Consider the following 20,307-nt stretch of genomic DNA (forward strand, 5'->3'; position numbering starts at 1 on the left):
CGTATTGTATGGGTCTTGTACTGTATTTACCGCAAAAAAATGAGTATAAATTCGGCAGGCGTTTACTAAACATTTTGAAGAAGTTCTTGGTTGTGTATAAACATTCTATAAAAAACATAATTATGGCAACTACAACAAAAAGCAAAACGACAAGTTCGGCCAAAACAACTGGCTCAACTAAAGCAGCGCCAAAAAAATCTTCAAAATCTGCTTCAGGAAAAATGGAGGATTCTGAATTTCACGAATTCTTTATAGATGAACTTAAAGATATTTATTGGGCTGAGAAACATTTGGTAAAAGCATTACCTAAAATGCAAAAAGCAGCCACCAGCCCAGAGCTTGCAGCAGCTTTCGAGAAACATACCCAGGAAACCCAAACACACATCGATACACTTGAGCAGGTATTTGCACTTCTTGATGAAAAAGCATCTGCGAAAAAATGTGATGCAATGGAAGGACTTTTAGAAGAAGCTAATGGTATTATCGAAGATACAGATTCGGGCACAATGGTACGCGATGCAGGTTTAATTCTTGCTGCTCAAAAAGTGGAGCATTACGAAATTGCAACCTATGGAACATTGAAGGTTTTCGCAGAAAACATGGGCCATACAGATGTTGCTGAATTGCTTGGACAAACACTTGAAAACGAAAAAGCGACTGACGTTGCATTAACAGAGTGTTCAGTGAACTTCGTTAACCAGGCCGCTGCACAAGAATAAAAATAAATACGAAGAGCTCTGTTTACAGGGCTCTTTGCATTTAACCAGCGTTTTTCCGCTTTTAAAGGCAATCTCGCAGTTTGACGTGTAGCTTGCAAGGCAACTGTAATCAAAAAATACAATTAGTTCTTAATTCATTTAATAAGCAATTTAAAAATTTCGGGCGTTAATGTTGCTGCGAAAAATATTGGAGCTGCAGTGTAATACTATAATACCAAACTGCATGCGAATCTGATAAATTATGAACAGTATCATCCTTACTCAATATGACTGAATCAGAATTCAACAAATCCCTAAACGACCACTCGGTGGCACTATTAAATCATGCCATACGATTTACCAAAGATGAAAGTGACGCAGCAGACCTGGTGCAGGATACGTTAATTAAGGCAATTCGTTTTAGAGAATCATACCGCGACGGCACAAATTTAAAAGGCTGGCTCTACACAATTTTAAGAAATACTTTTCTCAACACTTTTCGCAAAGAAAAATACAAGCGAGACCACGTTTGCCAAACGGATGAAATTACTTCTAGTCAGCTATCAAACTCGGCAACCGCGAACCTTGCAGAGGGCAGCTTTGTAATTAAAGACATTGGCAAGGCATTGGATATGCTTCCAGACATTTACAGAGTGCCATTTGTTAGATATTTTGAAGGATACAAGTATCAGGAAATCGCTGATGCAACGGGTTTGCCATTAGGAACGGTTAAAACCAGAATACATATGGCCCGGGAGATGCTCAAAAAAATTCTGAAAATTTATAAGTTAAACGATGGGGAAAAGAGTAAAGACTTTCAGTCACCATTTTTGAGCTAGCGAAATACACGAATGGTTAGATCAATTTTCATTCGTTAACCGTATAAGTGGGTTTAAAAAAACTTTTGCGGCCTTTAGCTCGTTTATTAGTAAGAAATAGAAAGGGTTGCAAAGCAGCCAGAAATTTCGCCAGTATTGCCTGATGGACTTTAAAAGTCGGTTTTACAAACTGAACACGAAGCTGATAATAGTGTTTTAGCTTGATTGCTGTCTAATCAGTATTCAGTAAGGCTTTCAGGCAAAATATATAAAACTACATACAGAAATTGATTTTAGCTTAATGAATGGTTTTTTATCAAAGCGGGACATTAAAACCGCAGAAATTTTTATCGGTGCAACATTAGTCGTTACGCTGTCCTGGATAATTTTCAAAAGGCTCCGCAAGCCCAAAACAGTTTTATATCCGGGAGAAATCGGGATTGACTTGGAGCGCTACAAGTTTAGTTTAACATCAAAACAAGGCGATGCTTCGCTTAAGCTTGAGCGTGTTGGCGGTTCATTCGCGGTACGTCTTCAAGGCAAATATCTTGGTCGTGTATTTAAACGTGGCAATGATTGGGTTGCAAAAGGTAAAGCGCTAAAGCCTTATTTAAGCGTCATCGCACAACACTTACCAAATCCGGGCAGCAGAAATTCTTTTAACGATATTTTAGCAGGTGTTTATCCCGAAATTAAAACTGCAAGCTGGAAAACTCCCGAAACATTAGAAGTAGTTTTAAATCAAGATACAGATATCGAGATCTTCACAACTTTTTTAAAGGATGAGTTGCCAAACCTTGTCGAATTTGATGAATATTTAGAGCTTTTGGTGAAAAAGGATGGCGATGGTTATTTCATCAGCATACCCGTTAATTAGTAATTTATTCTGTACACGCTCCGTTCGGAGATCGGTGACAGCTACCATAGTGGACAAATCAAATTTCTGTCTGTTTGCCTCTTTTTTTTGCCCTCAAAACTGCCTTCCAAGTACCTAGAACGCCTACAGCCTCATTCATTCGAACAGTTCGATGTTGTGCTCCGTCAAAAGTGAGTTTCGGGGATAGATCGAACTGATTAATAGCCTTTTTCCTTCAGAATCTGCCTCTATATATGTTTCATGAAGTTTTTGAGCAACCCAGTCGCTTTTCCGATTAACTCAACGATATTCTCTTTTCCCCTGGATAAATCGATGAGTCTATTTTCAAGAATAAGGATATTTCTTTCACAGTCTGATTTTATTTTCCTGTACTCGAAATCAAGAATTACATCATTTAGCATTTTGTCTCTAACTTAGAAAGTCTATTGTTAAACTCCTCCAACTGGTTTTTTACATTTGACAATTCACTATTATCTTCACTTGAAAAAGCTTGTTAAACCTGTTTCAAAATCATAACATACGCCTCATGCAACATTGGATCTATAGTATATTTCTTAATCCTCCGCAAAAAGCCTATTGACTTTTTCCGCGTTATATCTCACCCACATTCCGAAAAGCAATGGTAATAGTGATAGTCTTGCTGTAACCTTTTGAAGCACTACCTGAGAGCATGTAGCCACAATTTGGGCATATCAGAAAGCCACGTAAGGGAAGCGCATCTGGAGAAGATATAGTCGTCTTTTTTGGTTTGTTTCTACCGTTCAAAACATCCATAGCTGGAGATTTCGGCTCCATTGACCAGGTATTTTCGTAGCGGGTTGACCAGCCTAAGAAACACATGACTCATTTGTAGAATATTAATTATCAATTTGTTGAACTGGTCAGTTTAGACCGAAAGAGACTAACCTTAAATTCCGAAATCAATTGATCACCCCTAGCGAAATCTCCATATTTACAATAAATCACGAATTACCTGTATCATCTGATAACACCTGTATTTTATATTTATCTTGTTTTACTAGAAGGGGTATATATTGGAAATACCATTCCAATTGACCCATTTCCGCCAAACTCTAACACAAACACCACCAATAATTTACACTAGATTCATTTCTGGTGGAATGGGGTCAATCTATTTTGGTTTATCCACTTAATAATAAAAAATCCTAAACCTGCGGAGATTAATCTACTTAATCTCCGCATTTCATCGTTAGATCGTATTTGATTATGCGGAGAAAACATGTTATATTTACCGCATATAGCGCGGAGAATAGAATGTACATACATCAATATAAGGGGTGGCCTAACTTTACTTGGAATGATCGGGAACTCTCGAAATTACTTACGTCGGTACGGCATAAGCAGGGTCGGTTATTAGGCAAAATGGAGGGGCTCGGTTTCAGCTTAAAAAAAGAAGCTACCTTACAAACACTTACTCTAGATGTTCTGAAGTCGAGTGAGATTGAAGGGGAAATACTTAACCCAGACCAAGTACGTTCATCTATTGCAAGACGCTTAGGAATGGAAGTCGCCGGACTTGTTCCCTCAGACAGAAATGTCGATGGTGTAGTTGAAATGATGTTGGACGCGACCCAACGCCATAACTTAGACTTAAGTGACGAGCGATTGTTTGGATGGCATGCAGCACTCTTCCCAACAGGCAGAAGTGGTATGTATAAAATTGTAGTAGGTAGTTGGAGGAATAATTCCAAAGATGATCCTATGCAGGTAATTTCCGGTGCTATGGGAAGGGAAACAGTGCACTATCAGGCACCCGACGCCGAACTACTAGAGCAAGAAATGAAGCATTTTCTAACTTGGTTCAATTCTTTAAGTGATATTGATCCAGTTTTAAAAGCAGGAATAGCTCATTTATGGTTTGTGACAATCCACCCATTTGATGATGGAAATGGCCGTATTGCAAGGACTATTACAGATATGCAACTTGGCAGGGCAGATGAAAGCACACAACGATTCTACAGCATGTCTGCTCAAATAAGAGTTGAAAGAAACACTTATTATAGCATGCTTGAGAAAACTCAAAAAGGTAATCTTGATATTACTGAATGGTTAAAATGGTTTCTTGTCTGCTATGATCGAGCATTATCCAACACGGACCAGACATTAGCCAAGGTGATGCAAAAGGCGAAATATTGGGAAAATACTGCAACGGCAAACATTAATGATCGACAGAGGCTTATGCTTAACAAGCTATTAGATGGCTTTGAAGGAAAACTTAATTCCTCAAAATGGGCAAAAATTACAAAATGTTCTCAAGATACTGCTGGAAGAGATATTTCTACATTAGTGGAAAAAGGGCTTTTATTAAAAGAAGCTGCTGGTGGAAGAAGCACAAGTTATATTCTAAATGTTTAATGTGCAAGGAAACCATATTGACTATACAGTTAACATTTTAAATAACTAGCAACTTTTGCTAATTCCTGGAAATCGGACAGGAAAAAGTTCAAAATCTGTCCAGTAAGGCCTCCCAAATTTTTGAGTAAATCGTTAAAAGCGGTTACTTAACTTCAAATGATGCCTTCATCGCCATAAAGATTATACCAACCAACTTTGGAAGTCACAAAAGCACGTATAGTGTTCTAGAATTTGGCTACAAAGACAGTAGATTTGGCTTCAAAATGTATTTTCATAATTCACAACTTTGAATAATTAATCAAAGGAATATGAAAGTTATTATAACAGGTTCGTTAGGGAATATAAGTAAACCATTAACGAGCGATTTAGTTGCAAATGGCAATGAGGTAATTGTGATCAGCAGTAACCCGGCAAGGAAGCAAGAAATTGAAGACCTTGGCGCTACCCCCGCAATTGGTGATTTGCATGATGTTGAGTTTCTAAAAAATACTTTTGCCGGTGCCGATGCAGTGTATACAATGGTTCCCCCAGGAAATTATTTCGACCAAAATTTAGATCTTCTTGCCTATTATACCGGTTTAGGAAAAAATTATGCCACAGCCATCGAAGCAGCCGGTGTTAAAAAAGTGGTTAATTTAAGTACCATCGGAGGAAATTTAGCCGAAGGCAATGGAATCTTAAAAGGCGCTCATCAGGTAGAAGAGATTTTGAATGCCTTGCCGGAGGAGATTTCCATTACGCACATGCGCCCTAACTCGTTTTACTATAATCTTCTCAGTTATATCCCAATGATAAAATCGCAAGGAATAATAGCCGCAAATTACGGTGGAAAAGAGGTAATTCCCTGGGTCTCTCCTATCGATATCGCCAGTGCTGTTGCCGAAGAATTAACCTCAACCTCAACTGGTCGAAAAGCACGTTCTGTAGCCAGCGAAGATTTGTCTGGCGATGAGACGGCAAAAATTTTGGGTGAAGCCATTGGGAAACCAGATTTACAATGGATCTTAGTGTCTGACGAAGATACACTCAATGCCTTGATTTCGATTGGCATGAACCCGGAAATTGCTGCAGGCTTGGTAGAAATGTACGGCGCACTCCATAGTGGTTTATTAGCAGAAGACTATTATAAGAATAAGCCTGCTGAAATGGGCAAAGTTAAAATGAAAGATTACGCAAAAGAATTTGCAGCAGCCTTCAATCAATAACATTATATTTGAATATGGCAGGCGTTCAGTTTCATAAATTTAAAACCATTAGCGAACTTCACAATTTCCGAGGTCTACCAAAACCGGAACATCCGCTGATTAGTGTAATCAATCTGGCCGACATCAAAAAAATGCCTCAGGGCAAAAATAATCTTGTATTTGATTTTTACTCCATTGCCCTGAAAAGAAATTTTAATGCAAAAATCAGCTATGGGCAACAGGAATACGATTTTGATGAGGGCATTATGTTTTTCATTTCACCAGGCCAGATTTTCAGCATCGAAGTAGAAAAACAAGCAGCAATAAATCATTCGGGATGGATGTTACTCGTTCATCCTGATTTTTTGTGGAACACGCCTTTAGCTAAGCTTTTTAAACAAAGTGAATTTTTTCATTACACAGTTCATGAAGCACTTTTTCTTTCTGACAAAGAGGAAAATACCATTGCTGCCATTATGCAGAACATTCAGCACGAATACCATTCCAACATTGATAGGTTTAGCCAGAATGTGATGCTTGCACAACTGGAATTGCTCCTTACCTATTCCGACAGGTATTACCACCGCCAGTTTTTAACCAGGAAAATTACCAACCATTCGGTACTTAACAAACTGGAAGCTATTTTAGCGGGCTACTTTGAAAACGATGCTTTAGAAAATAAAGGCTTGCCATCGGTACAATTTATAGCCGATGCGCTGAACATGTCGCCTAATTACCTCAGTAGCCTGTTAAAAGTATTAACTGGTCAGAGTACGCAGCAACACATTCATGAGAAATTGATAAACATGGCTAAAGAAAAACTATCCGTTACAGATTTATCGGTTAGCGAAATTGCCTATCAACTAGGGTTTGAACATCCGCAATCGTTCAGCAAATTATTTAAAACGAAAACCAATTTTTCTCCACTGGCCTTTAGGGCTTCTTTTAATTAAAAAAGTTTCGCGTACTTTAATGCTTCATTTATAGAAACAAATATGTCTTATTGCAGTGCCATCGACCACATGCAGCCTGAAGAACGAAAGGCTTTGCACAAAAACTACCATGATAATCATTATGGCTTTCCGATTCATGATGATAATGAGCTTTTTGGGCGGTTGGTTATGGAAATTAATCAAGCCGGACTAAGTTGGGAAACCATTTTAAAAAAGGAGAAATCTTTCAGGATAGCATATGATAATTTTAACATCCAAAAGGTGGCTGCTTATGGCGAAACCGATCGGGAAAGGTTATTAAATGACCCCGGCATTATCAGAAACCGTTTAAAAGTTAATGCTGCAATAGAAAACGCCAGGACCATTTTAACACTGCAAAAAGACTTCGGTTCTTTTGAGCGCTGGCTCGAGTTTCAGCATCCAAAAACTAAGGAAGAATGGATAAAGATATTTAAGAAGACATTTAAATTTACAGGTGGAGAAATTGTTAACGAATTTTTAATGAGCATTGGTTATTTGCCGGGTTGCCACGACGAAAACTGCCCGATAAATAAGCAAATTGAGAAACATAAGCCAATGTGGCTAATGGCGAAATAAGTTGCAAAAGCATTCCAGCCAGCACAGATTTTAACAAAAACCTAAAATTATTTATCTGGCGGCATTTATAGGGATTTCTTTTTAAGTAAAATTCTGAATGTTGTACCCGAGCCAAACTCGCTGTCTACGAAAATCTGGCCACCAGACCGATTTATTATTTCCTTGATCAGATAGAGACCTAACCCGTTTCCCTCGGTTAGATTTTCGACACGCTGGTACTTGGTAAAAATTTTATCGAGGTTTTTATCCTCAATTCCGATTCCATTATCCTCAACTGAAAGGCCAATATGGTCGTTTTCAATATATGTTTTAATAGAGATCTTGGGCTTGCGATCAGGGCTTTTATATTTAATAGCATTGTTAACAAGATTGTAAACAATGCTTCTTAGCTTCCGCCGGACGTACGTAATTTCAGAAATACCAATTTTTATACTGATTTGTGCCCCGCTTTCCAAAATTTGTGGAGCCAGGGTAAGTCGTATGTCCTCAAATATGTGCTCAAAATTCAGCAACTCTTCTACGGCCTGGTATTTATGCTCCTTAATCCTCGTATCGGTAAGTTCATAGATAATATCTCTCATTTTAACCAGACTTTTCTCGGCATTTTGCAGCAACACCGGAAATCTATCCATGCCTTTCTCGGGCAAGAGTTTCAGCAATTCCAGCGTTAGGCCTAAACCTGTGAGCGGCGTCTTTATGTCGTGAGAGATGGTATCTAAAAGTAACTCATGTTCAGCGATCAGCTTTTCCTGCTCTTTTAAGTCTTTAATTCTAGCCGTAATTTCTACGAAAGTGATGATAACGCCATTAGTCTTCCCATCATTTCTGGTAATGTAAGGCAGAATGTTCATCTGATACCAGCGAAAATCTACCGTCTGAATTTCTTTTTCGAGAATATCACCGGTTTCAATAACGGCATTTATATTTTCCATTATCGACGGAAAACGAAGGTTTTCCTTTATCTCACTTATTGGCCTCCCAATGTCACCCGCTGTCAGATTGAACTGTTTCATTGCGGGAGGCGTAAACTTCCGAAGATTGAGGTTCCCATCAACAAAAAGTTGTGGAATTATCGTGTTGCGGAAATAGTTCTCGAGTTCTTCGTTTAAACTTGTTAATTCTGAGATTTGCTTAGTGTGTTCTTTCATTACCAAAATATAGCTTAATTATTTCACTATGTGTACAATAAAATCCATGATTCAATAACATCATGGATAAATGCACAGTAAGTGAGTTAGACTAGCATGCAATACTGGTGATGATTTGTGGTTTTGAGTGCAGTTTAATCGATAGAAGAACAGATTCGGGTATCAATTGTTTTCAGAAGGCCGGAAATGGCCACTATAAATTATTGCTAAACAGTAAAAACATAAACCTCGTTCACAAAATAAGAAATGTTTTAAGCCCTTTAGAACGTACTTTATAAAATTCAGGCATTTCTTAATTACTATTTTAAAATCGCTTTATATTTTTGCTATTGCTAAATGAAAACACAAGATTTTGTTAAGTTTAAGGTTAACAACCCTTTTTGATTTTAGTCGACTTATGACCATACAATTCATTCATTTTCCAAGTATTTGAAGCATTAACCAGAGAAAAAATTAATGAAAACTTTAACAGAATTTAAAGAAACACTAAAAAATGATACTCCTTATGATGACTTTTCTATTCACTTGCGAGCGCTTTGGTTCGATGGCAAGGGCGATTGGCAAAAAGCACATGAGGAAGTTGACCAATTAAATGATGTGGGCTCTGCACATATTCATGCCTATCTCCACCGCAAGGAAGGCGATATATGGAATGCTGATTATTGGTATCGCAGGGCACAGCAAACCCGACCCGAAATATCTTTAGACGAAGAATGGGCACATCTGGTTCTTAACTTTCTATAAATTAATGGAAATTTTGATGGCTCAAGTTTGGCAGACAAAGATGGAGTTTGGCGATATTCAGCAAGTTTCGGGTGGTAAGCAGCGTATACTAAAAGTACTTTTGTATATTAATCATTCAAAATATTATGAAAGCACAGGATGAGCTCAATTTCAATAGAATTGCCGAAGCCATAAAATACATTCGGGCTAATTTTAAAAGTCAGCCAAGTTTGGAAGAAATTGCCGAAAAGGTAAATCTTAGTCCGTTTCATTTCCAAAAACTCTTTAGCGAATGGGCGGGCACAAGTCCAAAACGTTTTTTGCAATATGTAAGTATTGGCCACGCAAAACAGTTACTTAAAAACAATCATAGCTTATTCAACACCGCCCTGGAGACAGGTTTGTCTGGTTCAAGCCGTCTGCACGATTTATTCATTAATATTGAAGGGATGACCCCCGGCGAATACAAAAATGGTGGCAAAAACCTAAGCATAAATTACAGTTTTGCCCAAAGTCCATTCGGGAACATCCTTGTGGCATCCACATCGAAAGGAATTTGTCATATATCTTTTTATGAAGATGAAAATATGGCGCTGCAAACGCTGCAAAACAAATTTCCGGAAGCCATTTACACGCAGCTAGCAGATTTAGAACAGCAAAATGCGTTGTTCATCTTTAACCATGACTGGACCAAACTCCGGCAAATAAAATTGCATTTAAAAGGAACTGATTTTCAAATAAAAGTTTGGGAAAGTTTACTGAAAATACCAATGGGACAACTATCAACCTATGGGGCAATTGCGAAGAATTTAGCAAACCCGAATGCTGCAAGAGCGGTGGGGACAGCCATCGGCGACAACCCGGTTGCATTTTTAATTCCGTGTCACCGGGTAATTCAGTCTAGTGGTGCATTGGGCGGCTACCATTGGGGTGCCGATAGAAAAACAGCCATAATCGGTTGGGAAGCAACAAAATCGAACCCGCAGCCGGCATGGTAAAACACACGGAAATATCATCAGGGGTGCTGAAAAAGCAGGTAAAAAATAAAAAAATTTGTTTCGCAGGGAATAGTCGCTTAAAAATTTACGGCAATTTGAATTGTAAATCCGGAAAGCGAATGAAAATGGAAAACCGGGTGTTCTTCGCAACAGAAAGTGACGCTATTGCACATGGATTCCGGCCTTGCGGAAATTGTTTAAAACAGAAGTATAAAAGATGGATTTGTTTAGCAAAGCGATAAATGAAGACACCAATCTGCTGCCACATGGCGGAACGGTTAAATATTATGGAAAATTGTTTTCTGAAACAGAAGCAAACCGTTATTTCGAAGTGCTTTTGAATACTATTGAATGGAAGAATGACGAAGCTTTTATTATGGGCAAACATATAATTACCAAAAGAAAAGTAGCCTGGTACGGAGATGAAAATTACTCATATACCTACTCAAGGTCGTCGAAAACGGCTCTTCCGTGGACAGCTGAGCTGCTGGAATTAAAGAGCATAGCAGAGCAAAAAACAGGCACAATGTTTAACTCATGCCTTTTAAATTTATACCACAATGGTGATGAAGGCATGGCTTACCACAGTGACGATGAAAAAGCATTGGCCAAAAATTCTGCAATTGCATCAATGAGTTTCGGAGCGGAGAGAAAATTTCTTTTCAAGCACAAGCAAACCAAAGAAACGATTGGCACCTTTTTAGAGCATGGCAGCTTATTAATCATGGCTGATGAAACCCAAACCAATTGGTTGCATCGACTTCCGCCCACTAAAAAGGTAAGCCGTCCACGAATAAACCTAACGTTTAGAACAATGCTTGGCTAACTACTTTCTAAATTCGCTAATATCAACAATTTTATTGTCGTCATTTTTTTCTAAAAACAAACTTCCTTTAGCATTCTCTTTAAAATGATAATTCTGTTGAACATTCGTTGCCACGGTTGCTGGGTCTAATATTGAGGCAGGCGCCGTAAGGTTCACGGTTTCGCCCGTAATGTAATTTACCTGGTATAGAGACTTCGCAGTTGCGAAAATAAGCGTCTTCCTATCGCCCGAACTAAATAAAAATTGTCCCTGAATTCGCTCCGCTTCGTTCTGTCTCTTTAAAGGATAAACCTTACCATTTATAAGTGTAATGATGTAATCGTTATTTACTAAAATGGTGCTAAGGCTTAATTCCTTCAAACCGACAGTTATTTTTCGATCGTTTGCACCGTTTGATGGCCTATCCAACTTGATAACTTCGGGTTTTTCGTTTTTAAGCGAAACAATGTAAAATGGCGAAACCAAACCCGAGCTATCTGCTACCTGGATAAGTGCGGCCGTTTTCTGACTGTTTAAAAACTTTGGCTGGTAAAATTTAGTAGCTAAAGGTCTTGGATCGTCCTGAATTAGAATTGCGGTATCTCTAAATTTTACAACAAACAAGTCGCCTTCCTTTCTACCCGAATCAACTTTAGCAATTTTTAATGCATCACCTTTATCTTTTGGAAAATCATTGAAACTTTCTCCGGCTGCTAACGCTCTTGGCTTATACGTTTTATCAATTTTTTCCTGCTTGCATGAAAATAATGCTACCGATAAGAAAAGTGCTATTAAAGATGTTCTCATAAATGGGTTTTGTTTTTTTATTTGCTAATTTATCATCTTTATTTACCTTTTTATAATTGAAATAAATTTATCTCATTAAAGAAAACATAATAGCGGTTGGGGCCAGTAATTTAATAACTACGATTTTTGCTATTTTTGACCTGGGAAAACTTAATGCTACTTAAATCAAACTTTGTAACTAAAAACAAAAATGTAATCCTTTACGGTATTTCATTGGCCGTGTTATTGTTTTTGTTGAAATGGTTGGAACTCCGGTTTATAATAATGAGCCATGCTTTCGAAATATATGCAGGAATAATTGCCTTAGTTTTTACTGGCCTTGGCATCTGGCTGGCTTTAAGGCTCACCAAACCCAAAATTAAAACTGTCGTTGTCGAAAAGGAAATCTATTTGGAAAAACCTGAAAACTTCACCGTTAATCAGCACGACCTGGCGAAACTCAATTTAAGTAAACGCGAACTGGAAGTTTTAAATCTAATGGCAACCGGTTTAAGTAACCAGGAAATAGCCGCTCAGTTATTTGTTTCAGTAAATACGGTGAAGACGCATAGTTCAAAACTGTTCGAAAAAATGGAAGTTAAACGCAGAACACAGGCTGTGGAAATGGCTAAGCGCCTTAATATAATCAAGTAAAAAATCACCCTAAAGCATGTAAATCAGACCTTTTTTAAAAATCACCCGAAAGTATGAACGATGAATAAAATGTTTCCTGGAAATTGCTCCTCGAAACTTAAAAAAAAATTAAAATGAAAAAAATTATTATCGTATTCGGGTTAATTGCAGGTGTTGTGGTTTCCGCTTTAATGTTGTTCTCAATCACTAACTGCTACAAGAACGCAAATTTTGAAGGCAGCATGATTATCGGTTATGCGTCCATGCTGCTCGCGTTTTCCTTTATATTTGTCGCGGTAAAAAGCTATCGCGATAAACATAATAATGGCGTAATATCTTTCGGGAAAGCATTTCAGATTGGCGCATACATCAGCTTGATAGCATCGACTTTGTATGTTGCGGTGTGGTTAATCGACTACTATTTATTTGTGCCTGATTTTATGGATAAATATACCGCCCATGCCCTTGCAGAAGCTAAAAAAGCAGGAGCAACCGCAACAGAAATGGCTGTAAAAGTTAAAGAAATGAATGATTATAAGGAAATGTACAAGAGTCCGGTTTTAATCATTCTCTTTACTTACATGGAAATCCTGCCTGTCGGCTTAATTGTTTCTGTTATTTGTGCTTTAATTTTTAAAAGGACGAAAGCTGAACCACGCTTAATGGCAGAATAACTCTATTTCAGAGATTGGAAGCCGCTTAAAGTAATCTATTGATTAATAATTCTAACTTCGCCGAAAATTTTAATCATGGATACTAAAGACAGCAACGGAAACATCCTAAACGAGGGAGATTCGGTTACCACAATCAAAACCCTAAAAGTTAAAGGAATGGCTTCGGATATTAAACAAGGAACGGCGGTGAAAAATATTCGCTTAACTGATGATCCTAAAGCCATAGAAGGAAAAGTAAACGGTACCATTCTGGTGTTGAAAACTGAATTTTTGAAGAAGAAAAACTAGATATTTATTGGATTGGTTTTTGTAGCAATCTGCGAAATCAAAACCTATGAAAAAATTATTAATATTTTGTTTCCTGATATGCCTCTTAAGCTCTTGTCTGGAAAAGCTTGACCCTGCAAAATTGAAAAATACAACCTGGGAACTGACTGAACTAACCGGCAAAACGCTCCCTGAAACTGCTAAAGCAACGTTAAATTTCGGCGATAGTTTAAATGTAACCGGGAAATCTTTCTGCAACAACTACGGCGGGAAAGCGGAGATGAGTGACGGAAAAGTGTCGCTAAAGAATATATACGGTACAAAAATGATGTGTCAGGAAACAGCCTCAGAAGAAAATGCTTTCCTAACTGCATTAAATGAAACGGATAATGCCAAATTGGTTGATGGTCAGTTAAAACTATTTAAAGGTGAACAAACGCTACTGGTTTTTAAAAAAGTGAATTCAACAAATTAACATTTACGAAGGCTTCTACAGAACCAATTTTTTGTTATTTTCGGCCTTTTAAGCAAGAACAATGTATCTAAAATTAACGCGGGATTTAAAGTTTTTTTTCTCAACTCTGAGAAAAGCGTTCAATTTATTTCAAAAAAACGACCCATTGCGACTTGCAGGTGCAACCGCTTTTTTTACCAATTTTGCCTTGCCTCCTATTCTCATCATCTTAATCAGGCTGTTCGGCATATTTACCGATAGACGGTTGTTGGTTACGCACCTCTTTGAGCGCTTGAATAACATACTCGATGATGAAAGTATTGCCCAGATAAGGCTAACGTTAAGAAATATCCGCGGTATAAATCAGGAATGGTACATTACGCTTTTCAGCTTTGTCTTCTTTTTATTTGTTGCTACAACCCTGTTCAACGTTATTAAAAATTCTCTTGAACAAATCTGGAATATTGGTTTACAAGATAAAAAGGGTATTGTGGACACACTAAAGTCGAGGGCAATTTCGGTTACGATTATTTTGTTGGCGGGAATCCTGTTTTTTATAGGGCTTCTGGCAGATAGTATTCAGGCAATAATTGGCTCTTACCTGAAAACGAATTCGCCTTCATTTGAGTTGGTAGCAACTTCTATCATCAATCAGTTGGTGTTTGTAATTATTGTTACCGCGTGGTTTACCATTCTCTTCAGGTTTTTAACAAATGGCAGGCCAACCTGGCGGGCAGCAATTTCTGGCGGACTGCTAACCGGGTGTTTATTTACGGCCGGAAAATTTATTCTGCGAATCCTTTTGCCACTCAGCAACATCAGTAACATTTACGGTTCTGCGGGTTCCATCATCGTGATTATGCTTTTTGTTTTCTACTCCTCACTTATTTTCTATTTTGGCGCATCATTTATTAAAGCTTTAAGTGTTGGCAGAGATACACCAATCATCCCCAAAAATGGCGCATTTGCATATGAGCTAACCGCTATCGACGGCGAATTAGATGCGCATAAAAAAGAGGACAACTGAAAAATCAATTATCCTCTTTTTTGGTAGAATCACTTAATGCACTGCAGGTATTTTTTCGTAGTCCTGCATCTCAAATACTGCAAGTTTGTTTAAGAGATTGTAATGTAAGGTTCCGAATAAGTAAACGAGTCCGTCATTGTTCTTTCCTTCTATCCAAACAGATTCTTTAATCACCTCCGTATTTTTTACAGGTTTGTCGTTAAAAAGTGTTTCCTCATCTTTGATAATTAAATCATTCACATCAATTCTGAATTGATTTAACAAGGCAACAAAGTTTTGCCCTTTAAGTAATAATTCTTTTAAGTTCATAGGGTAAATATTAGGTTAGTTGTATTTTAAAAGCATTATTATTCAAAAGTCCAGCTAAAAGAATTCTACTTTTATAGAATTCTATAGCCTAAGCCGATTGTAAAGAGGTTTAATTTAGTTGGCGGATAGCCGTCTTTATTTAACTTGGACAGGCCAAGCTCATACCTTGCGTCGATGCTAAGTTTCTTAATGTCTAAACCAGCTCCGAATTGCCAGGAAACTGCCTGATCCTTAAAATTACCAGAAAAAACATTACCAGTTGCCTGACCTAAGCTTTGCTTGTCATCTAAAATAAGGGAGAACATAGGGCCGGTGTTAACACGCAAGCCAACGCCTACAGCGCCAAACTTAGTTCCAACTAACAGTGGCACATCTAAACTTGTAAACCTTACCTGATTTACCTGCCCGGTTGCATCACTTACCAAATTGGTTTTCTTACCCGAAATGTATAACTCAGGCTGGAAAAATACACCCGCTCCGCCTACTCTCGCCCACAACCCGCCATAAAATCCTGTCCTGTTATCACTACTGAAAGTATTTTCAGTATCAAATTTTGAAAAGTTAGCACCAGCTTTTACGCCAAGCTGGAATGAAGGTAAAACTTGTGCACTTGCACAAAAGCCCGCAAACAAGCAGGCGATTGAAAGATAGAGAGATTTCATGATCGTGTTTATTAATTAGCTTGTTGCGTTGTTTATTGCTTCCTGCTCTTTAAGCGCATCTACATTGTTCTTATCACCAAAATTCTGAGTCTTATCAGCAAAATAATCTAAAATACCTGAAATCGTATCTAAGTTATCGGCAAGATTCTGATGAATATCCGGCAAATCGTTTTCTAATCTTTTATCGCTTAATTCGATATTATCTACTTCGATTTTCGCTATTTTTTGGATAAGTGCCTGTTGCGAATTTTGTAAATCTTCCAATTCACGCACAATCTTTTCCATTAATTCAAACTTCTTTAAAGTATTCATAGCTTCTTGTTTTAATATTATGTTATAAACAATAAACCGCGACAGGCCGTTTTTGTTTTCAGAAGGAAAATTTTTAACGAGGATTTGCAATTACCAAAAACAACTAATAGATTAGTTGAAAACTAAATCATATGAAAAGGTGGCTTGTTAGTCTTGTAATCATGTTATGTGGTAATGCCGTATTCAGCCAAACGGCTAATTTGGTTGATAAAGAAAAGCTTTTCGATTTTTACCAGACACAGCGGTACGCTGATGCTGCAAATTACTTAAGAACGGTTTATGGGGAAGACATAACTGATGCCAGAACGCTGTCGCAAATTGGCTATTGCTACCTGATGAGTGGCAATAACGTAGATGCGGAGAAATTTTACCTCAAGGCTTATAGCGTGCAACCGCAGAGTTTACCGATATTGTTTAGCCTGGCTAGCATAAATTCAAGGCGGGGAAATATTGACAAAGCGAAATTGTACTACGGAGAAATTGTAAAGATAGATAGCAATAATTTTAGTGTCTATAAATCGCTGGCTAATCTGTTTGCCTCTAATAAGGATTCACTTAAACTTTTATACCTTGTCAAAGCGAACAAAATCAACCCTTTGGAAGGCGATGTTGCTAATGATTTGGCCGATGTTTATGCCGGTTTACAAGAGCGGGAAAAAGCCTATAAGGTTTTAAATGTAGCCATTGCTGCTGATACGGGTAACATCATTTTAAAAAAAGCACTTTTACCGATAGCTAATTTTTTAAAAAAATATAATGAAGTTATTGCTTCTGGCGAGAAGATTTTGAGTGTTGATAACGATGCTTATGTAATTAAAGACGTTGCCAAGGCCTACTATTTTACCAAAAACTATACAAAAGCAATAAGCTTATTTAAGCTGTTGGAAGTAATGGGCTTACAAAATGAGGCTACGCTATATTATACCTCGCTGGGCTATAGAGCACTCAAAAATTATTCAGCCGCCGCTATCTATACAAAAAGAACAATTGATGAAGCAATTTCTCCAAACACCGCCGATTATTACGCTTTGCTGGGTCTAATTTATCAGGAAACAGACAAACTGGTGCAGGCAAACTCCGCTTATAAAAGAGGCCTGGAGTTTAAAGAAACGCCTGCCATCTACTATCGTTTGGGTATTTTATACGATACCAAGTATAAGCAGCTTAAACAGGCAGAAAAATATTACAAGCTTTACCTTGCAAGCAAGCTTAATGCAGAAGCAGATAAAGATGAAATTGCTTACGTAAAAGCCAGAATGGAGCAGTTGAAAAACCCTGATTAGCTTAAATTTTGAAAAACGGGTTTTACATTGTCCCAAAATTCATCAAGTGCAATCAGTCTGGGCTTAAAAAAAGAAATCAGCTCGGGCCAGTCTTGCTTGTTGTAAATATTAACGTTTTCCAGTGTGGTTGATATCCGACTAACCGTTTTGCCGTATTCGTCTGTCGCATCCTGCATCCAGTGCCACTGCTCGCCCATGGAACTTGCAAACAGCGTTTTGAATTCTTCAAATTGGTTGAAAAACAATTCCCGTATGCCTTCATCAGTGTGGCTAAGCTGAATGGAGATGATGGCTTTTTTGGTATCAACATCCATTTTAATGAAAACGTGTTTAACGCCGGTTTTGTAATTTATCCAATTTACAGGATAGCCATCAGCAGCAGGAACCGGTTTCATATATTGCCCAAAACTTATCCAAAACTGTTGCCGTAACTTTGCCGCCTCTTCCTTACTATACATACTAGCTTCTGCTTGCTTTCTACAGCAAAATTAAAGTTTAATTCGGTTTTAAAAGGGATTGTTTCGCTCGCGATCAAGTATTTGCCGGCCTCAACTATTAGCAATGTTTGAATGAAATGAAGCTTTAGGCGCTTGCGGTTAAAGATAATTTCACAATGTTATTTATTGCCCATTAGTTTGGCGACATACTTTCCAATAATATCGAACTCTAGATTTACAACATCGCCAGGCATAACTTCCTGCAGGTTTGTGTGTTCAAAGGTGTATGGAATGATAAATACTGAAAACTCATCAGCAGCTGAATTTACAACTGTTAAGCTAATTCCGTTTACGCAGGCCGAACCTTTTTCTACCGTAACATTTCCGAGGGAAGCATCATATTTAAAACGAAATTCCCAGCTTCCGTCCAGTTCTTCTCGTTTTATGCAGGTTGCGGTCTGGTCAACATGCCCTTGAACGATGTGTCCATCCAGTCTGGCGTTCATTTGCATGCAACGTTCGAGATTTACCTTGCTGCCGGTTTTTAAATTACCCAAACTCGTTTTGCTCAGTGTTTCATCAATAGCCGTTACTGTATGGGTATCCTCTCCAAGAGCCACAACAGTAAGGCAAACGCCGTTATGCGCCACACTTTGGTCGATTTTTAACTCTTTACTAATCGCTGAAGCAATAGTAAAGTGAATATTTGATTGTGCGGTTTTAATGGCTGTCACCTCGCCAAGGGTTTCGATTATTCCGGTAAACATTTCAAGCTATTAATAATTCATTCTGTTTTTTCGCCAATTGGAGGTAACTCCCGACAAATCTTTTTGCGCAACATCAATTTCCGGTTTTTGAAACAATTTCGATGCGATTACCGCAGCAATTAAGGCTTCATCGTCATTTTCAGCCTTCAAACTTCCGGCGTTAAAATATTTACCTACGAAATGAGTATCAAACCTCCCGGTTTTAAAAGCTTCGTGTTGCATCACAAATTTACCAAATCCAAGGGTGGTTTCTATCCCCGTAATCTCATATTCTTCAATTGCCCTAACCATTCTCTGTATTGCCTCTTCCCTATCTTTACCAAAGGTGATGAGCTTCGCGATCATTGGGTCGTAATAAATCGGGATTTCCATTCCCTGTTCAAAACCATCATCCACTCTTACGCCGTTACCTTTGGGCGTTTTATAGGTTTGAAGTCTACCAATATCCGGAAGAAAATTATTATTTGGGTCTTCAGCATAAACCCTAAGTTCTATCGCATGGCCACTTATCTTCAGGTCTTCCTGCGAAAATCCAATTGGTTCGCCGGCAGCAATTTTTATTTGTTCCTTTACAAGGTCAATTCCGGTAATTAATTCTGTAACAGGGTATTCAACCTGTAGCCGGGTATTCATTTCCAGAAAAAAGAAATCCAGGTTTTCATCGAGTATAAATTCAACGGTTCCGGCACCGGTATAATTCACAGAACGGGCTACATCGACTGCGCATTTGCCCATTTTCTGTCTTATTTTTTCCGTCATAACTGCTGATGGAGCTTCTTCAACAACTTTTTGATGGCGTCGCTGCACAGAACATTCGCGTTCAAACAAGTGCACAATATTACCATGTGTATCGCCTAAAACCTGTATTTCGATGTGCCTCGGCGAGGTTACATAACGCTCGATAAATACTGCGCCATCGCCAAACGCAGAAGTAGCTTCTGAAACAGCCAGTTGCATTTGTTCTTCAAAATCTGCAGCCTGCTCTACAATACGCATCCCCTTTCCACCACCGCCGGCAGCCGCTTTTATTAAAATCGGAAATCCTACTTCAATTGCACGCTGCTTTGCCTCATTCACATCTTGAATCGCTTCTTCGGTTCCGGGAACCATTGGGATGTTGTATTTCAGCGCCGCCGCCTTTGCAGAGAGCTTGTTACCCATTGTTTCCATTGCTTCCGGCGATGGCCCGATTAGAATCAACCCGGCATCAGCCACCATTTTTGCAAAAACTGCATTTTCAGAAAGAAAACCGTAGCCAGGATGGATGGCTTCTGCTCCGGTTTCCTTACATGCACTTATAATTTTTTCCCCAACCAGATAACTTTGGTTAGAGGGCGGCGGACCAACGCATACGGCCTCATCAGCATATCTGACGTGTAAAGCGTCCCTATCTGCTTCTGAAAATATGGCAACGGTTTTAATTCCCATTTCTTTTGCCGAACGCATGATACGTAAAGCAATTTCTCCGCGGTTTGCGATTAAAATCTTCGAGATTTGTGGCATTTGGTTAGGCTGGTAA

General features: G+C 38.4%; 26 protein-coding genes. 17 read left to right on the top strand and 9 right to left on the bottom strand.

From position 1 onward, the window contains the following. The first annotated feature begins 122 nt into the window (after window positions 1–122). The 3 genes from AC0IWT_RS08720 (at window position 123) to AC0IWT_RS08730 (ending at window position 2,393) form a co-directional block, all read left to right on the top strand. On the top strand, window positions 123–719 hold the full coding sequence (locus AC0IWT_RS08720; protein WP_056871771.1) for a YciE/YciF ferroxidase family protein: 597 nt from the start codon (window positions 123–125) through the stop codon (window positions 717–719). A gap of 266 nt (window positions 720–985) precedes the next feature. Beyond that, a complete protein-coding gene (locus tag AC0IWT_RS08725) occupies window positions 986–1,537 on the top strand; it encodes an RNA polymerase sigma factor (protein WP_056871369.1) in 552 nt (183 codons plus the stop codon). A 280-nt stretch (window positions 1,538–1,817) separates the two neighbouring features. Further along, window positions 1,818–2,393 (top strand): hypothetical protein, encoded by a 576-nt coding sequence (locus tag AC0IWT_RS08730; protein WP_471796844.1) that lies wholly within the window; start codon window positions 1,818–1,820, stop codon window positions 2,391–2,393. Between the two features lie 591 nt (window positions 2,394–2,984). On the opposite strand, the gene AC0IWT_RS08735 is transcribed toward AC0IWT_RS08730, so the two are convergent. Then, window positions 2,985–3,188 carry a hypothetical protein gene (locus tag AC0IWT_RS08735; RefSeq protein ID WP_471796845.1) on the bottom strand — a complete coding sequence of 68 codons (204 nt, stop codon included), beginning with the start codon at window positions 3,186–3,188 and terminating at the stop codon, window positions 2,985–2,987. 480 nt (window positions 3,189–3,668) lie between these two features. Here AC0IWT_RS08735 and AC0IWT_RS08740 point away from each other — a divergent pair, with 480 nt between their 5' ends. From AC0IWT_RS08740 to AC0IWT_RS08755, 4 genes are all read left to right on the top strand, one after another. Continuing rightward, window positions 3,669–4,769: a Fic family protein gene (locus tag AC0IWT_RS08740; RefSeq protein ID WP_471796846.1), complete on the top strand. Its 1,101-nt coding sequence runs from the start codon at window positions 3,669–3,671 to the stop codon at window positions 4,767–4,769. 308 nt (window positions 4,770–5,077) lie between these two features. Beyond that, window positions 5,078–5,974, top strand: a complete 897-nt coding sequence (locus AC0IWT_RS08745; protein ID WP_471796847.1) for an NmrA family NAD(P)-binding protein — start codon at window positions 5,078–5,080, stop codon at window positions 5,972–5,974. A 14-nt stretch (window positions 5,975–5,988) separates the two neighbouring features. After that, entirely contained in the window at window positions 5,989–6,906 is a 918-nt protein-coding gene (locus AC0IWT_RS08750) for a helix-turn-helix domain-containing protein (RefSeq protein WP_471796848.1), read from the top strand. A 42-nt stretch (window positions 6,907–6,948) separates the two neighbouring features. Beyond that, a complete protein-coding gene (locus AC0IWT_RS08755; RefSeq protein WP_471796849.1) occupies window positions 6,949–7,503 on the top strand; it encodes a DNA-3-methyladenine glycosylase I in 555 nt (184 codons plus the stop codon). Between the two features lie 65 nt (window positions 7,504–7,568). On the opposite strand, the gene AC0IWT_RS08760 is transcribed toward AC0IWT_RS08755, so the two are convergent. Then, a complete protein-coding gene (locus AC0IWT_RS08760; RefSeq protein ID WP_471796850.1) occupies window positions 7,569–8,651 on the bottom strand; it encodes a sensor histidine kinase in 1,083 nt (360 codons plus the stop codon). A gap of 456 nt (window positions 8,652–9,107) precedes the next feature. Here AC0IWT_RS08760 and AC0IWT_RS08765 point away from each other — a divergent pair, with 456 nt between their 5' ends. From AC0IWT_RS08765 to AC0IWT_RS08780, 4 genes are all read left to right on the top strand, one after another. After that, window positions 9,108–9,395, top strand: a complete 288-nt coding sequence (locus AC0IWT_RS08765) for a hypothetical protein (protein WP_471796851.1) — start codon at window positions 9,108–9,110, stop codon at window positions 9,393–9,395. Between the two features lie 125 nt (window positions 9,396–9,520). Beyond that, window positions 9,521–10,372 carry a methylated-DNA--[protein]-cysteine S-methyltransferase gene (locus AC0IWT_RS08770; RefSeq protein WP_471796852.1) on the top strand — a complete coding sequence of 284 codons (852 nt, stop codon included), beginning with the start codon at window positions 9,521–9,523 and terminating at the stop codon, window positions 10,370–10,372. Further along, window positions 10,366–10,614, top strand: coding sequence for an Ada metal-binding domain-containing protein (locus tag AC0IWT_RS08775; RefSeq protein ID WP_471796853.1), 249 nt, complete (start codon window positions 10,366–10,368; stop codon window positions 10,612–10,614). Before AC0IWT_RS08770 ends, AC0IWT_RS08775 begins: the two co-directional genes overlap by 7 nt. Beyond that, window positions 10,590–11,198 carry an alpha-ketoglutarate-dependent dioxygenase AlkB family protein gene (locus tag AC0IWT_RS08780; protein ID WP_471796854.1) on the top strand — a complete coding sequence of 203 codons (609 nt, stop codon included), beginning with the start codon at window positions 10,590–10,592 and terminating at the stop codon, window positions 11,196–11,198. Before AC0IWT_RS08775 ends, AC0IWT_RS08780 begins: the two co-directional genes overlap by 25 nt. On the opposite strand, the gene AC0IWT_RS08785 is transcribed toward AC0IWT_RS08780, so the two are convergent. After that, window positions 11,199–11,984 carry a hypothetical protein gene (locus AC0IWT_RS08785; RefSeq protein ID WP_471796855.1) on the bottom strand — a complete coding sequence of 262 codons (786 nt, stop codon included), beginning with the start codon at window positions 11,982–11,984 and terminating at the stop codon, window positions 11,199–11,201. Window positions 11,985–12,137: 153 nt separating this feature from the next. Here AC0IWT_RS08785 and AC0IWT_RS08790 point away from each other — a divergent pair, with 153 nt between their 5' ends. From AC0IWT_RS08790 to AC0IWT_RS08810, 5 genes are all read left to right on the top strand, one after another. Beyond that, complete coding sequence (locus tag AC0IWT_RS08790) at window positions 12,138–12,617, top strand: response regulator transcription factor (RefSeq protein WP_471796856.1); 480 nt, start codon at window positions 12,138–12,140, stop codon at window positions 12,615–12,617. Between the two features lie 113 nt (window positions 12,618–12,730). Beyond that, entirely contained in the window at window positions 12,731–13,270 is a 540-nt protein-coding gene (locus AC0IWT_RS08795; RefSeq protein ID WP_471796857.1) for a DUF4199 domain-containing protein, read from the top strand. Between the two features lie 75 nt (window positions 13,271–13,345). After that, window positions 13,346–13,558: an alkylphosphonate utilization protein gene (locus AC0IWT_RS08800; RefSeq protein WP_056871385.1), complete on the top strand. Its 213-nt coding sequence runs from the start codon at window positions 13,346–13,348 to the stop codon at window positions 13,556–13,558. Window positions 13,559–13,604: 46 nt separating this feature from the next. Continuing rightward, entirely contained in the window at window positions 13,605–14,012 is a 408-nt protein-coding gene (locus tag AC0IWT_RS08805; RefSeq protein ID WP_471796858.1) for an META domain-containing protein, read from the top strand. A 61-nt stretch (window positions 14,013–14,073) separates the two neighbouring features. Continuing rightward, a complete protein-coding gene (locus AC0IWT_RS08810; RefSeq protein ID WP_471796859.1) occupies window positions 14,074–15,018 on the top strand; it encodes a YihY/virulence factor BrkB family protein in 945 nt (314 codons plus the stop codon). A 33-nt stretch (window positions 15,019–15,051) separates the two neighbouring features. Here the strand turns inward: AC0IWT_RS08810 and AC0IWT_RS08815 are convergent, their stop codons facing one another. From AC0IWT_RS08815 to AC0IWT_RS08825, 3 genes are all read right to left on the bottom strand, one after another. After that, window positions 15,052–15,327 (bottom strand): hypothetical protein, encoded by a 276-nt coding sequence (locus AC0IWT_RS08815; RefSeq protein WP_471796860.1) that lies wholly within the window; start codon window positions 15,325–15,327, stop codon window positions 15,052–15,054. Window positions 15,328–15,398: 71 nt separating this feature from the next. Then, window positions 15,399–15,989 (bottom strand): porin family protein, encoded by a 591-nt coding sequence (locus AC0IWT_RS08820; RefSeq protein WP_471796861.1) that lies wholly within the window; start codon window positions 15,987–15,989, stop codon window positions 15,399–15,401. Between the two features lie 15 nt (window positions 15,990–16,004). Continuing rightward, a complete protein-coding gene (locus AC0IWT_RS08825; RefSeq protein ID WP_056871774.1) occupies window positions 16,005–16,301 on the bottom strand; it encodes a hypothetical protein in 297 nt (98 codons plus the stop codon). Between the two features lie 131 nt (window positions 16,302–16,432). Here AC0IWT_RS08825 and AC0IWT_RS08830 point away from each other — a divergent pair, with 131 nt between their 5' ends. Next, window positions 16,433–17,584, top strand: a complete 1,152-nt coding sequence (locus tag AC0IWT_RS08830) for a tetratricopeptide repeat protein (protein WP_471796862.1) — start codon at window positions 16,433–16,435, stop codon at window positions 17,582–17,584. Here AC0IWT_RS08830 and AC0IWT_RS08835 read toward each other — a convergent pair. From AC0IWT_RS08835 to accC, 3 genes are all read right to left on the bottom strand, one after another. Further along, window positions 17,581–18,042 (bottom strand): DUF4268 domain-containing protein, encoded by a 462-nt coding sequence (locus AC0IWT_RS08835; protein WP_471796863.1) that lies wholly within the window; start codon window positions 18,040–18,042, stop codon window positions 17,581–17,583. The genes AC0IWT_RS08830 and AC0IWT_RS08835 overlap by 4 nt on opposite strands. A 158-nt stretch (window positions 18,043–18,200) precedes the next feature. After that, on the bottom strand, window positions 18,201–18,788 hold the full coding sequence (locus tag AC0IWT_RS08840) for a riboflavin synthase (protein ID WP_471796864.1): 588 nt from the start codon (window positions 18,786–18,788) through the stop codon (window positions 18,201–18,203). 9 nt (window positions 18,789–18,797) lie between these two features. Beyond that, window positions 18,798–20,291 carry an acetyl-CoA carboxylase biotin carboxylase subunit gene (accC, locus tag AC0IWT_RS08845; protein ID WP_471796865.1) on the bottom strand — a complete coding sequence of 498 codons (1,494 nt, stop codon included), beginning with the start codon at window positions 20,289–20,291 and terminating at the stop codon, window positions 18,798–18,800. Window positions 20,292–20,307 lie beyond the last annotated feature (16 nt).

This window comes from Pedobacter sp. AC464 (assembly GCF_979253075.1).